Source organism: Acidovorax sp. GW821-FHT10E03 (assembly GCF_059415205.1).
Window position 1 is genome coordinate 1 of record NZ_JBWKMU010000005.1, and the last position, 13,228, is coordinate 13,228.

Genomic DNA, 13,228 nt, shown 5'->3' on the forward strand with positions numbered 1-13,228 from the left:
ACAGTGAAACGACTTTGCGCCGATGATAGTGCGGGTTCCCGTGTGAAAGTAGGTCATCGTCAGGCTCTTACAGCCCAGAAAACCCCAGTCAGCAATGACTGGGGTTTTTTGCTTTGAGGGGCGGCGAAAAGCAAGCATCCATTCAGCTGGGTTCTCTGCTGGTCTGGACCTTGGTGAGCTCTATGAGCGTCTGATGGAATGGACTCACCCTGCTCTTGTGCCCCCGCTTCGCGAAAAACCCGCCACACGTCTTCTTCATCACTCTGCGGCACCTGCCTATACGCGGGTAGCGCCTTTCCACCACTGCGCCACCCACACGCATGACGAAGGCGCCTGAGCTCCAATTCACCGGCGGTTCGCGCAAGTTCAATGCTTGCGTGGGGGGGCAAACCTGTGAACGCCAGCGGCGTCGAGAACCCGATGCAGTTGGCTGTCAAACCACAGCAGGTGCAGATGGGCCAGCGCCTCGCCCATCGCAAAGGTCATCTGGTGGGCATCCAGCTTTCGCTTGAACATGATGGGCAGCACATCCGCCGCTGACAAAGGGCCCGATTTCGCAGCCTCCAGGATTTCTGCCAGCCGATCCCGGTGATGGTTCTGCAGTTGCTGGATGCGTTCATGCAATCCCTGGAAGGGTTTGCCATGAGACGGCAGGACAAGCGTGTCAGCCGGCAATGCGAGGTACCGGAGCAGGGAGGCCAAAAAAAGCCGCAGAGGGTCCGATTCGGGTTCTGCCGCGTGGACGCTGACGTTGGTGGAAATGCGCGGCAACACCATGTCGCCACTGATCAGGGAGGACAATTCCGCGCAATACAGGGCAATGTGCTCAGGCGCATGCCCGTACCCGCTGATGCACTGCCAATCGCGGCCACCGATTTCGATGACATCACCTTCCATAAGCCTGCGGAAGGTCGGCGGCAGGGCGGGCACCAGGGTTGGGAAGTACGACACGCGTCCCCGGACATGCTGGAGAAATTCCACATCCTGCATGCCATGCAGGGCATAGAAGTCGGCGCTGGCCTCGCCACCGAATCCATTGCGGTCGTATACCGCGGTTCTCGCCACGTTGTAGTCGGTGGCGCTGATCCACAGGCGTACTTTCCATCGGTCGCACAGCCAATGCGCCAGCCCGATGTGGTCCGGATGCATGTGGGTCACGATCACGCGCAAAATCGGCAACCCTTCCAGGCTGCTCGCAAAAACCTGCTCCCATTGTGCACGCGTGGTCGCACTGTCGATGCAGCAGTCCACCACCGTCCAGCCGCTGACCATGGTGCCGTCGGCGTCGGGTTGCCGGTCGCGCAGCAACCACAGGTTGATGTGGTCCAGCGCGAATGGCAGGCCCATGCGGATCCACTTGACGCCAGGTGCGACTTCCATGGTGCCCCCCTGCGGAGGGAGTGCATCGCCAAGCGGGTAGTGGATCTGGTGTTCGAGTGGGTTCATGGCGGTCGTGGTATGGGTTAGCATTGACGTTAACGTAAACGTCATGCATCCGATGCATTGTAGGGAGCTGCGGCCGCGGGGCTGTCTCCTGTGCGAAACCGACCTTGCTGCACGCAGTACCCACCATGGCCAACACCTACACCATCAGCGATCTCGCCAAAGAGTTTGATCTCACCACGCGGGCGATCCGCTTTTATGAAGACATGGGCCTGCTGCAACCGGAACGCACGGGACCAGCGGGCCGAAACCGCGTCTACAGTGCCCGTGACAGGACCCGATTGCGCCTCACGCTCCGCGCCAAGCGACTGGGGCTGTCGCTGACGGAGGCCAAGGAGATCATCGACCTGTACGACAGTCCCCGCGACACGGGCGTGCAGCTGCGCAAGTTTCTGGATGTGCTTGTCGTCCATCGCAAGCAGCTCGAGGAACAGATGGCTGACCTGCAGGCCAATCTGGAGGAGGTCCAGGAGCATGAAAACGAGGCGCGGGCACTCTTGCTGAAGGTCGAAAAGCAAAAATGATTCATAATTGACGTTTACGTAAACGTAAATGCTGATCAGGAGATTGCCTTGAGCACGCCCCCCCTTGAGCCCCGGTGCGCTGACTACGCGGAGCGCGTGCGCGCCAGCTTCGCCCTTCAGGGCGCCATGCAGACGTTGGGCGCGCGCCTGGCCCGCGTGGCGGCGGGGGCGGTCGACATCGAGCTCGAATGGGCTCCGGCACTTACCCAGCAGCATGGCTTCCTGCATGCCGGCATGGTGGCCACCGCCCTGGATTCGGCCTGTGGCTATGCGGGTTTCACCCTGATGGGCCCCGACGCCGCCGTGCTCACCATCGAATTCAAGATCAACCTGCTGGCCCCCGCCAAGGGCCAGCGTTTTCGCATGGAGGGGCGGGTGCTGAAGCCCGGCCGCACCATCACCGTGTGCGAGGGCCGTGCCTTCGCCATAGAAAACTCCCAGGAAAAGCTGGTGGCCACCATGGGGTGCACCCTCATGGCCGTCACCGGGCGCGACAACATCCAAGGCTGAACAAGCCACCTTCCACAATCTGTTTTGAGGAGACATTCACCATGAGCATTCCCGCCAACCTGCCTGGCCTCAACTTCCAATTGGGCGAGGATATCGATGCCCTGCGCGATGCCGTGCGCGACTTTGCGCAGGCCGAGATCGCGCCGCGCGCGGCCGAGATCGACCGCAGCGACCAGTTCCCCATGGACCTGTGGCGCAAGATGGGCGACCTGGGCGTGCTCGGCATCACGGTGCCCGAGCAATATGGCGGCGCCGCCATGGGCTACCTCGCCCACATGGTGGCCATGGAGGAAATCTCCCGCGCCAGCGCCTCCGTGGGCCTGTCTTACGGCGCGCACAGCAACCTGTGCGTGAACCAGATCAACCGCAACGGCAGCGAGGCACAGAAGGCCAAGTACCTGCCCAAGCTCATCAGTGGCGAGCACGTGGGTGCGCTGGCCATGAGCGAGCCGGGCGCGGGCTCCGATGTGATCAGCATGAAGCTCAAGGCCGAGGACAAGGGCGGCTACTACCTGCTCAACGGCAACAAGATGTGGATCACCAATGGTCCGGATGCCGACACCCTCGTGGTGTACGCCAAGACCGAACCCGAAATGGGCGCGCGGGGCGTCACGGCCTTCCTGATCGAAAAAGGCATGCCGGGATTCAGCATTGCGCAAAAGCTCGACAAGCTGGGCATGCGTGGCAGCCACACAGGCGAGCTGGTTTTCAACAATGTCGAAGTGCCCGCCGCGAATGTGCTCGGTGGCCTGAACCAGGGCGCCAAGGTGCTGATGAGCGGCCTGGACTACGAACGTGCGGTGCTGACCGGCGGCCCGCTGGGCATCATGCAGTCCGTGATGGACAACGTGATCCCGTACATTCACGACCGCAAGCAGTTCGGCCAGAGCATTGGCGAGTTCCAGCTCATTCAGGGCAAGGTGGCCGACATGTACACCGTGCTGCAGGCGGGGCGCTCGTTTGCCTACACTGTGGCCAAGAACCTTGACATGCTCGGTACAGATCACGTGCGCCAGGTGCGCAAGGACTGCGCCAGCGTGATCCTGTGGTGTGCGGAGAAGGCGACCTGGATGGCCGGTGAGGGCGTGCAGATCTATGGTGGCAATGGCTACATCAACGAATACCCGCTGGGCCGCCTGTGGCGCGACGCCAAGCTGTATGAGATCGGTGCGGGCACCAGCGAGATCCGCCGCATGTTGATTGGCCGCGAGCTGTTTGCTGAAACCTGCTGAGCTTCATTTCCTTTCTACTGATTCCTCAAGGACAACATGCCCTCCTCGATCGACGACCTGTTTGTTCACAACCGCGCCTGGGCGGCCCAGATGGAGCGCGAGCGGCCCGGTTTTTTCACGAGCCTGCTGGCCCAGCAAAAGCCCAAGTACATGTGGATCGGCTGCTCGGACAGCCGGGTGCCCGCCAACCAGATCACGGGCCTGGAGCCGGGCGAAGTGTTCGTGCACCGCAACGTGGCCAATGTGGTGGTGCCCACTGACCTGAACTGCCTTTCCACCATCCAGTACGCGGTGGACCAGTTGCACATCGAGCACCTCATGGTGGTGGGGCACTATGGCTGTGGCGGCGTTTTGGCTGCACTAGAGGGCACGCGTGTCGGCCTGGCTGACAACTGGATCCGCCATGTGCAGGACGTGCGTGACCGCCACCGCGACCTGATTGCTGCCACCGCCCCAGAGTGGCGCCACGATGTGCTGTGCGAACTCAATGCCATCGAGCAGGTCGTCAACATTGCCCAGACCACGGTGATGCTCGACGCCTGGGGCCGGGGCCAGAAGGTCACGCTGCACGGCTGGTGCTATGGGCTCAAGGACGGTCTCATCAACAACCTGCACATGTCCGTGGGCAGCACCGAAGGCCTGGACTCGCTGTACAAGGCAGCGATCGCCGGTGTGGCGGCCGTCAAAAGGCAATAGTCAACACCTCCCCTTTGCAACGGCTGAGCACCCGCCATGTTCCCGCAACGGCTCGATGCGCCCCAGGCCTACGGCATTGCCAAGGCCATGATGGACGGTTTCAACCGGCACTACCGGCTGTTCCGCACCGAGTCGGCGCGGGCCAAGCACCGCTTCGAAACCGGCGACTGGCACGGCCAGCAGCGGGCGCAGCGCGAACGCATCGAGTTCTATGACCTGCGCGTGAAAGAATGCGTGCGCCGGCTGGAGAAGGAATTCAGCGCGGGCGCGCAGCCCATGGACGTGTGGCACCAGATCAAGCTGCATTACATCGGCCTCTTGGTCAACCACCACCAGCCCGAACTGGCCGAGACCTTCTTCAACTCGGTCACGACCAAGATCCTGCACCGCACGCATTTCCACAACGACTTCATCTTCGTGCGGCCCGCGGTCAGCACCGAATACATCGAGAACGAAGAGCCCGCAGCGCGCCCCACCTACCGCGCGTACTACCCCTCCCGCGACAACCTGCACGAGACGTTCCAGACCATCATCGAGAACTTCCAGTTGCAGCGTGAGTTTGCGGACTTGGCGCGAGACAGTGCCTGCGTGGTGGCCGCCGTGCGCGGCCGCCTCGACAAGGTGCGGCTGCGCGCCAACTTCCAGATCCAGGTGCTCACCAGCCTGTTCTTCCGCAACAAGGGCGCCTATGTGGTGGGCAAGATCATCAACGGCTTCAACGAAGTGCCGTTTGCGCTGCCCATCCTGCACGACGATGCTGGCAGGCTGTTCATCGACGCCGCGCTGTTCGGCGAAGACGATATGCAGATGCTGTTCAGCTTCGCCCGCGCCTACTTCATGGTGGACATGGAGGTGCCCAGCGCCTACGTGCAGTTCCTGCGCAGCCTCATGCCCCGCAAGCCGCGCGCCGAGATCTACAACGCGCTGGGCCTGGCCAAGCAGGGCAAGACCCTGTTCTACCGCGACTTCCTGTACCACCTGAAGCATTCCAGCGATCAGTTTCGCATCGCCCCCGGCATCAAGGGCATGGTGATGCTGGTGTTCGACCTGCCGAGCTTTCCGTTCGTTTTCAAGCTCATCAAGGACTATTTCCCGCACCAGAAGGAAACCACGCGCGAGCAGATCAAGGCCAAGTACCTGCTGGTCAAGCAGCACGACCGCGTGGGCCGCATGGCCGACACGCTGGAGTACAGCGAGGTGGCCTTCCCACGCGACCGGTTTGACGATGCACTGATTGCCGAGATCGAGAAGTTCGCCCCCAGCCAGCTGGAGATCAGCGACCGCGATGGCGACGGCCAGACCGAAGTCATCATCAAGCACCTGTACATCGAGCGGCGCATGATCCCGCTCAACATCTACCTGCAAGAGGCCTTTGACACCGGCCTCACCGACCCGCGTGCGCGCCAGCAGATGGAGCACAGCGTCATCGAATACGGCAACGCCATCAAGGACCTCGTGGCCGCCAACATCTTCCCCGGCGACATGCTCTGGAAGAACTTCGGCGTCACGCGCAATGGCAAGGTCGTGTTCTACGACTACGACGAGATCGAATACCTCACCGACTGCAACTTCCGCCGCGTGCCCACGCCGCGCAACGAAGAGGAAGAGATGAGCGGCGAGGTCTGGTACAGCGTGGGCCCGCGCGATGTGTTCCCCGAAACCTTCGGCCCTTTCCTGCTCGGCAACGACGCCGTGCGCGAGGTGTTCATGTCGCACCACGCCGACCTGCTCGACGCCGCGTTCTGGCAGTCGCACAAGGAGCGCATCCAGGCGGGCCACATGTTCGACGTTTTTCCCTACGACACGGACCGGCGCTTCGCGCAGGGCGCGCCGGCCCGTTAGTCCATTTCATTCAACCCCCGACTTTCGTCTGAACCCTTCCCAGGAGATTTGCACCATGTCCGCATCCACCCAAGACCCCATCGTCATCGTCGGCGCCGCGCGCACCCCCATGGGCTCGCTGCAGGGCGACTTTTCCAGCCTGGCCGCGCACGACCTGGGCGGCGCCGCGATCCAGGCCGCCATCGAGCGCGCCGGTGTGTCGCCCGACGCCGTGGGCGAGGTGCTGTTCGGCAACTGCCTGATGGCCGGCCAGGGCCAGGCGCCCGCGCGCCAGGCGGCCTTCAAGGGCGGCCTGCCCAAGGGCGCTGGCGCGGTCACGCTCAGCAAGATGTGCGGCTCGGGCATGAAGGCCGCGATGATGGCGCACGACATGCTGCTGGCCGGCACGCACGACGTGATGGTGGCCGGCGGCATGGAGAGCATGACCAACGCCCCCTACCTGCTGCAGAAGGGGCGTGGCGGCTACCGCCTGGGACATGACCGCATCTTCGACCACATGATGCTCGACGGCCTGGAAGACGCCTATGAAGCAGGCCGCAGCATGGGCACCTTTGGCGAAGACTGCGCGGCCAAGTACCAGTTCACGCGCGAGCAGCAGGACGCGTTCGCCACGGCCAGCGTGCAGCGCGCCAAGGCCGCCACCGAGTCCGGCGCGTTCGCGGCCGAGATCGTGCCCGTCACCGTCAAGACCCGCGCGGGCGAGACCGTGGTGTCGGTGGACGAAGGCCCGGGCAAGGTCAAGCTGGAGAAGATCGCCACCTTGAAGCCCGCCTTCAAGAAGGACGGCACCATCACCGCCGCATCCAGCTCCAGCATCAACGACGGCGCCGCCGCGCTGGTGATGATGCGCGAATCCACCGCGAAGAAGCTCGGGGCCAAGCCGCTGGCGCGCATCGTGAGCCACGCCACCCACGCGCAAGAGCCCGAGTGGTTCGCCACCGCCCCCCTGGGCGCCACGCAGAAGGCGCTGGCCAAGGCCGGCTGGGAAGTGGGCGACGTGCAGCTGTGGGAGATCAACGAGGCCTTCGCCGTGGTGCCCATGGCGCTGATGAAAGAGCTGGACCTGCCGCACGACAAGGTCAACGTGAACGGCGGCGCCTGCGCCCTGGGCCACCCCATCGGTGCCAGCGGCGCCCGCATCATGGTCACGCTGATGTATGCCCTCCAGGCGCGCGGCCTGACCAAGGGCCTGGCCACGCTGTGCATCGGCGGCGGCGAAGCCACGGCGGTGGCGCTGGAACTCGTTTGATGCGGGAGGGAGATGGGATGATTTGGCTCTTTTCACAAGGACAGTGATGACCGCACCCTCTCCCGAGATCACCGCCTTCTGGCGCGCGTTTTCCGATGCCCAGGCATCGCTCCAGGCCCAGCCGCTGCGCGAGCGGGTCGAGTCCGCCAACGCGCTCATCGAGCGCCACCTGGGCGGCCTGGCGCTGGAGATGTCCGGCGGCGACGGCGATGCGGTGGTGGACCTCATCGTCACCGCCCACGGCAGCACCGAAAAATTTCCACTGCTGATGCAGGCGGTGGCGGCCGCGCCCGCGCTGCAGAACTACCGCGTGCGCGCGTTCCGCGAGCGCACCACGCAGCCGGACTTTCCCATCGGCATGGACGGTTTCCAGCTGGCCACGTCCGAGGTGTTCATCGCCCTGGACCAGGATGGCGGGCAGGCCGCGCTGGAGATCCGCTTTGGCCGCGAGATCCCGAGCGACTACCAGGACCATGCGCGCAACATGGCGTTCATCATGCTCGACCATGTGCTCGGCGAGTACGACTTCGCCGTCAAGGTGGGGGCGGTGGATTTTGTCGGGCAGGCTGGCGACCCGCAGGCGCAGTGGGTCCCGCTCAGCCAGTTGCCTCCGGTGTTTGATCGCTACTGGGTCGAGACGCTGGGCCGCACGGGAGACTTCCCGGCGGGTGAACACGACTGGTCGGGCATGACGCTGGCGTTCGGCGGCGAGCCCGGAGATGGCGACGGCGACGAAGGCCCCGGGGTGCGCGAGGACACCGCCATTGTCATGGTCAACCGCAGCGCCAGCCCCGTGGCCATGCGCGCCGACCTGTCGCACGCTCTGGTGCTGGACCTGGCCGTGGGGGACCGCGATGAGCTGGCCGCCGTGCAGGCGCTGCAGGACCAGGCCGCCACGCTGCTGGAGCTGCCCCAGCTGGGCATCCTGGCCTACACCCTGACCCGTGCCGGGCGCCGCAAGGCCGTCTACTACGTGGGCGACGAGCAACTGGCCAGGCAGGCGCTGGCACCCCTGCTGCTGCGGGACGAGGCCGAGTCGCTGGTGCTGTCCACCACCTATGACCCGGCGTGGTCCGGCTACTTCGAATTTGCCGCGCATTGACCTGGACGCGACCATGATCGAAACCACCGAGCAGCTGCGCGCCCTGTATGCCGCCCCAAGCGAGCGGGCCCTGCACAAGCAGCAACCGCAGCTGGATGCGCACTGCCAGCGCTTCATTGCCCTGTCGCCGTTCTGCGTGGTAGCCAGTGGTGGACTCCATGGCGCATTGCTCGATGCCTCGCCGCGCGGCGGTGCGCCCGGTTTCGTGAAGTCGCCCGATGCGCACACCCTGCTGCTGCCCGACGCGGGGGGCAACAACCGGCTCGACACCCTGACCAACCTGCTCGATGACCCGCGCATCGGCCTGCTGTTCATGATTCCGGGCGTGGACGAAACCCTGCGGGTGAACGGCACGGCGCGCCTGCGCGACGAGGCGCTGTACACCGACTTCTTCACGGCCGGGCGCCAGCGCCCAAAGATGGTGATCGAAGTGCGCGTGGCCGAGGCGTATCTGCACTGCTCCAAGGCCTTCATGCGCTCGCGGCTGTGGTCCCCCGATGCGCAGGTGGACCGCGCCGCGCTGCCCACGATGGGCCAGATGATCCACGACCAGATGGGCCTCGCCACCGAGCCTGAGTCGCAAGTGGCGATGCTGCAACGCTACCGCGCCCAACTGGCGCAGGAGCAGCAGCTCGGCGACGCCTGAGGGTGTTGAGAGTGACTGCTACTATTTTGATAGCTATTGGCGCTTGATACATAGGCGCCAGGGCCCAATTCAATCCAAATTTCAACCATGAAATCCATACTTGTCATCGGCGCATCGCGCGGCATCGGTTTGGAGCTGGTGCGCCAGTACGCCGAGGCGGGCCGCCGCGTGATCGCCACCGTGCGCGACGACGCGGGCCGCGAGCGGGTGCAGGCCCTGGGCGCCGAGGTGCTCACCGTGGACGTGGCCAACCCCGCCAGTGTGAGCGCGCTGGCCTGGCAACTGGACGGCGAAAAGATCGAGACCGCCTGGTACGTGGCGGGCGTCATCCGCCGTCCCAACGCGCTCACGCCGCCCACGCAGCAGGACTTCGACGCCGTCATGCACACCAACGTGCTGGGCGCCATGCAGGCGCTGCCGCAGGTCGCGCCCCTGGTGGCCGACGCGCAGGGCGTGTTCGCGTTCCTGTCCTCGTCCATGTCGCAGATTGGCAGCGTGCCGGGCAGCGGCTCCTGGCTGTATCGCACCAGCAAGGCGGCGCTGAACATGGCGGTGGCCGCGGCCCAGCATGACTACCCAGGCGCCACGCTCATCACCATCGACCCCGGCTGGGTGCAGACCGACATGGGCGGCGAAGGCGCCGCGCTGACGGTGCGGGACAGCGTGCGCGGCCTGCGCGCCACCGTGGCGGGCGTCACCGCCGCCGACAAGGGCCGCCTGCTGCACCACGACGGCCGTCGCGCCACCCACTGGTAACCCTTTCGACCGAACCCACAACGACTTCTGGAGACAACCCCGATGCTGCTGACCCAAGACCAGGAAATGATCCGCGACGCGGTGCGCGACTTCGCGCAGGAACAGCTGTGGCCCCACGCCGCGCGCTGGGACAAGGAACACCACTTCCCCAAGGAGGCGCACCAGGGCCTGGCTGCACTGGGCGCGTATGGCATCTGCGTGCCCGAAGAATTTGGCGGCGCCCACCTCGACTACGTCACCCTCGCGCTGGTGCTTGAAGAGATCGCGGCCGGCGACGGCGGCACCAGCACCGCCATCAGCGTGACCAACTGCCCGGTCAACGCCATCCTCATGCGCTATGGCAACGCCCAGCAAAAGCGCGACTGGCTCACGCCGCTGGCCCGTGGCGAGATGCTGGGCGCGTTCTGCCTGACCGAGCCGCATGTGGGGTCCGACGCGTCCGCACTGCGCACCACGGCGGTGAAGCAGGGCGATGAATACGTGATCAACGGCGTCAAGCAGTTCATCACCAGCGGCAAGAACGGCCACGTGGCCATCGTCATCGCCGTGACCGACAAGGGCGCGGGCAAGAAGGGCATGAGCGCCTTCCTCGTGCCCACCAGCAACCCGGGCTACGTGGTCGCGCGGCTCGAAGACAAGCTGGGCCAGCACAGCAGCGACACCGCGCAGATCAACTTCGACCACTGCCGCATTCCGGCCGAAAACCTGATCGGCGCGGAAGGCGAGGGCTACAAGATCGCCCTGGGCGCGCTCGAGGGCGGCCGCATCGGCATCGCCGCGCAAAGCGTGGGCATGGCACGCAGTGCCTTCGACGTGGCGCTGGCGTATTCGAAAGAGCGCGAGAGCTTCGGCACCGCCATCTTCAACCACCAGGCCGTGGGCTTTCGCCTGGCCGACTGCGCCACGCAGATCGAAGCCGCGCGCCAGCTCATCTGGCACGCCGCCGCGCTGCGCGATGCGGGCCGGCCCTGCCTGAAGGAAGCCGCCATGGCCAAGCTGTTCGCCAGCGAGATGGCCGAACGCGTGTGCAGCGCCGCCATCCAGACCCTGGGCGGCTACGGCGTGGTGAACGACTTCCCGGTGGAGCGCATCTACCGCGACGTGCGCGTGTGCCAGATCTACGAAGGCACGAGCGACGTGCAGAAGATCATCATTCAGCGCGCGCTGGCTTGATGCTGATTGCTATGAATTGAATAGCTGTTGGCGCAGGAGGGGAAAGCGCCAGGGCCTGTTTTGTTCAAATTTCTTGCTGCGGCAGCCACTGGGCCAGCACCGCATGGAGCGCGTCCACATCCACGGGCTTGCGCAGCACCAGGTAGCCCTCGGCATCGGCCTCGTGCAGGGCGGGTGAGTCAAACTCGCCGCTCACCATGGCTCCGCGCGCGGCGGGGCAGCGCTCCAGCAGGACGCGCAGCACGTCAAAGCCGCTATCGCCCGACGACAGGTGCTGGTCGCACAGGATGGCCTGCGGTGTAAAGCCGTTGTCCAGGTGGGCGTGGGCCTCGCCGGGGGTGCGGGCGGTGCGCAACGCTATGCCCCAGCCGCCCAGCAGGGCCGACCAGGCCCGCAGCACGTGGGGATCGTCGTCCAGCACCAGGCACCGGCCCTGCAGGCGGGGCCAGGTGCGTGGCGCGGCGGTGCCACGTGCGTCGGGCGCCAGCGCAGGCGCGGCCGTGGCCGGCAGCTCGATCCAGAAACACGACCCCCGCCCCGGACGCGAGGCCATGCCCTGGCGTGCACCCATCAGCGCCACGCAGCGCGCCACCACGGCCAGCCCCAGGCCGTGGCCTTCGCGGTGGAGGTGCCCCGCGCTCTGCGGGCGGTAGAAGGCCTGGTAGATGGCGGCCTGCTCCTGTGGTGCCACGCCTTCGCCGGTGTCCCACACCTCCAGCCGCCAGTGGCCACCGCGCTGCCGTGCGCCCACCAGCACCCCGCCCCGCAGTGTGTAGCGCAAGGCGTTGTGCACCAGGTTGGCCAGCGACTGCCGCACCAGCGCGGGGTCGGCCAGCACCGTGGCGTGCGCGGGGGGCGGGCGCAAGCGCAGGGCCAGCCCGCGCGCGGTGGCTTCGGTGACGAACTGGTGGCGCAGGTCGTCGAACAGGTGGGCCAGCGGCACGGGCGCGGGCCGCAGCTCCACCGTGCCTGATTCGATGCGCGACAGGTCGAGCAGGGCGTCGAACATCTGGCTGAGCGAGTGCATGCTCAGCCGCCACTGGCCCAGCAAGGGGCCGATGTGCGGGTGGCCCTGGCCCTGCAGCGCAATGGCTTCGGCCAGCAACGCCATGGCGTGCACGGGCTGGCGCAGGTCGTGGGCGGCGGTGCTCAGAAACCGGTTCTTCTCGGCCAGCGCGGCTTCGGCCGCGTCGCTGGCCTCGCGGTAGCGCTCGGCCAGGTCGCGGCTGCGCTCTTCCAGCACCACCTGGCGCACGAAGAACCGGTGCGAGTTCATGGCGCTGCGGTAGATCACGGCGGCCATCACCAGCGTCATGGGCAGTACAAACGGCCACTGCGCCGGAAACGCCCAGGGGATCATCGCCAGCCCACCCACCGCACCCACGAAATACATGCGGTAGACAGCGAGCGTGGCGGTCATCTGCGCTGCGTTGGCGGCCAGAATGCCCGCCAGCGTGATATGCAGCAACAGCATGAATTCGTAGCTGGCGTGGCCCAGCGACAACGCTATCGAGAGTGAAACGCCTACCCCGTGCGCCAAGGCCAGGTAACACACGCGGCGGGTCCAGGGGGGCAGCAGGGCTTCGGGCGGCCGCAAGGCGCGTTCGCGCCGGTACTGCCGGTGGCCCCACCCCACGAACAGCAACACGGGCAGGTATGCGCCTCCCCACGCCAGCAGCGGCATGGCCTGCCCACCCTGCCAGCCCAGCAGCAGGCCAAACAGCAGCCCCATGGCGGGCATGACCGACATGCCCAGCCGCAGGCGCGCAAAAGAGGCTTCGAGCAGCAGCAGCCAGCCTTGTGCGCTGGGCGCGCCGTGCGCATGGCCCGGGGCCTTGGTGTTGGGCGTCATGTGCGTGCGAAGGTGGCCGCCGCCTCCCGGCGGCGCCGCAGCCGGCGCGCCTGCCGCCACATGCCCAGGGCCGCGCGGGCGTGGACCGCGGTCCAGGCCGGGATGCGCACCTGGCCGCGCTCGCCCGGTCCGGTGCCGGCGCGGGGATGGGGGTGGGGAAACCAGCGGCGCGGCAAGAACTGGAGTGGCATGGGGCGCGGGCG

General features: G+C 66.0%; 13 protein-coding genes. 10 read left to right on the top strand and 3 right to left on the bottom strand.

Translation table 11 applies throughout. The annotated features are described in order from the left end of the window. Window positions 1-366: 366 nt before the first annotated feature. Window positions 367-1,446, bottom strand: coding sequence for an MBL fold metallo-hydrolase (locus AC07OD_RS09830; RefSeq protein ID WP_492253997.1), 1,080 nt, complete (start codon window positions 1,444-1,446; stop codon window positions 367-369). 125 nt (window positions 1,447-1,571) lie between these two features. Here AC07OD_RS09830 and AC07OD_RS09835 point away from each other — a divergent pair, with 125 nt between their 5' ends. From AC07OD_RS09835 to AC07OD_RS09880, 10 genes are all read left to right on the top strand, one after another. Further along, window positions 1,572-1,967: a MerR family transcriptional regulator gene (locus AC07OD_RS09835; protein WP_218296297.1), complete on the top strand. Its 396-nt coding sequence runs from the start codon at window positions 1,572-1,574 to the stop codon at window positions 1,965-1,967. Window positions 1,968-2,015: 48 nt separating this feature from the next. Then, entirely contained in the window at window positions 2,016-2,477 is a 462-nt protein-coding gene (locus AC07OD_RS09840; protein WP_218296296.1) for a PaaI family thioesterase, read from the top strand. A gap of 41 nt (window positions 2,478-2,518) precedes the next feature. Further along, window positions 2,519-3,709 (top strand): isovaleryl-CoA dehydrogenase, encoded by a 1,191-nt coding sequence (locus tag AC07OD_RS09845; RefSeq protein WP_218339915.1) that lies wholly within the window; start codon window positions 2,519-2,521, stop codon window positions 3,707-3,709. A 36-nt stretch (window positions 3,710-3,745) separates the two neighbouring features. Further along, window positions 3,746-4,405: a carbonate dehydratase gene (gene can / locus AC07OD_RS09850; protein ID WP_010466789.1), complete on the top strand. Its 660-nt coding sequence runs from the start codon at window positions 3,746-3,748 to the stop codon at window positions 4,403-4,405. Window positions 4,406-4,441: 36 nt separating this feature from the next. Continuing rightward, window positions 4,442-6,247, top strand: a complete 1,806-nt coding sequence (gene aceK / locus AC07OD_RS09855; RefSeq protein ID WP_494596382.1) for a bifunctional isocitrate dehydrogenase kinase/phosphatase — start codon at window positions 4,442-4,444, stop codon at window positions 6,245-6,247. Window positions 6,248-6,302: 55 nt separating this feature from the next. Next, on the top strand, window positions 6,303-7,496 hold the full coding sequence (locus AC07OD_RS09860; protein ID WP_218339913.1) for an acetyl-CoA C-acyltransferase: 1,194 nt from the start codon (window positions 6,303-6,305) through the stop codon (window positions 7,494-7,496). A 46-nt stretch (window positions 7,497-7,542) separates the two neighbouring features. Next, complete coding sequence (locus AC07OD_RS09865) at window positions 7,543-8,598, top strand: DUF695 domain-containing protein (RefSeq protein ID WP_494596384.1); 1,056 nt, start codon at window positions 7,543-7,545, stop codon at window positions 8,596-8,598. Window positions 8,599-8,611: 13 nt separating this feature from the next. Then, window positions 8,612-9,244: a pyridoxamine 5'-phosphate oxidase family protein gene (locus tag AC07OD_RS09870; protein WP_494596386.1), complete on the top strand. Its 633-nt coding sequence runs from the start codon at window positions 8,612-8,614 to the stop codon at window positions 9,242-9,244. An 87-nt stretch (window positions 9,245-9,331) separates the two neighbouring features. Continuing rightward, on the top strand, window positions 9,332-10,000 hold the full coding sequence (locus AC07OD_RS09875; RefSeq protein ID WP_494596388.1) for an SDR family oxidoreductase: 669 nt from the start codon (window positions 9,332-9,334) through the stop codon (window positions 9,998-10,000). A 42-nt stretch (window positions 10,001-10,042) separates the two neighbouring features. Beyond that, window positions 10,043-11,173, top strand: a complete 1,131-nt coding sequence (locus tag AC07OD_RS09880; protein ID WP_492253991.1) for an acyl-CoA dehydrogenase family protein — start codon at window positions 10,043-10,045, stop codon at window positions 11,171-11,173. A gap of 64 nt (window positions 11,174-11,237) precedes the next feature. Here the strand turns inward: AC07OD_RS09880 and AC07OD_RS09885 are convergent, their stop codons facing one another. Together AC07OD_RS09885 and AC07OD_RS09890 are read right to left on the bottom strand one after the other, a co-directional pair. Beyond that, window positions 11,238-13,025: a hybrid sensor histidine kinase/response regulator gene (locus tag AC07OD_RS09885; protein ID WP_494596391.1), complete on the bottom strand. Its 1,788-nt coding sequence runs from the start codon at window positions 13,023-13,025 to the stop codon at window positions 11,238-11,240. Further along, the gene (locus tag AC07OD_RS09890; protein WP_494596393.1) at window positions 13,022-13,216 is read right to left on the bottom strand and encodes a hypothetical protein; all 195 of its coding nucleotides are present in this window, start codon (window positions 13,214-13,216) and stop codon (window positions 13,022-13,024) included. The genes AC07OD_RS09885 and AC07OD_RS09890 overlap by 4 nt, the downstream gene beginning before the upstream one ends. Window positions 13,217-13,228: the final 12 nt, after the last annotated feature.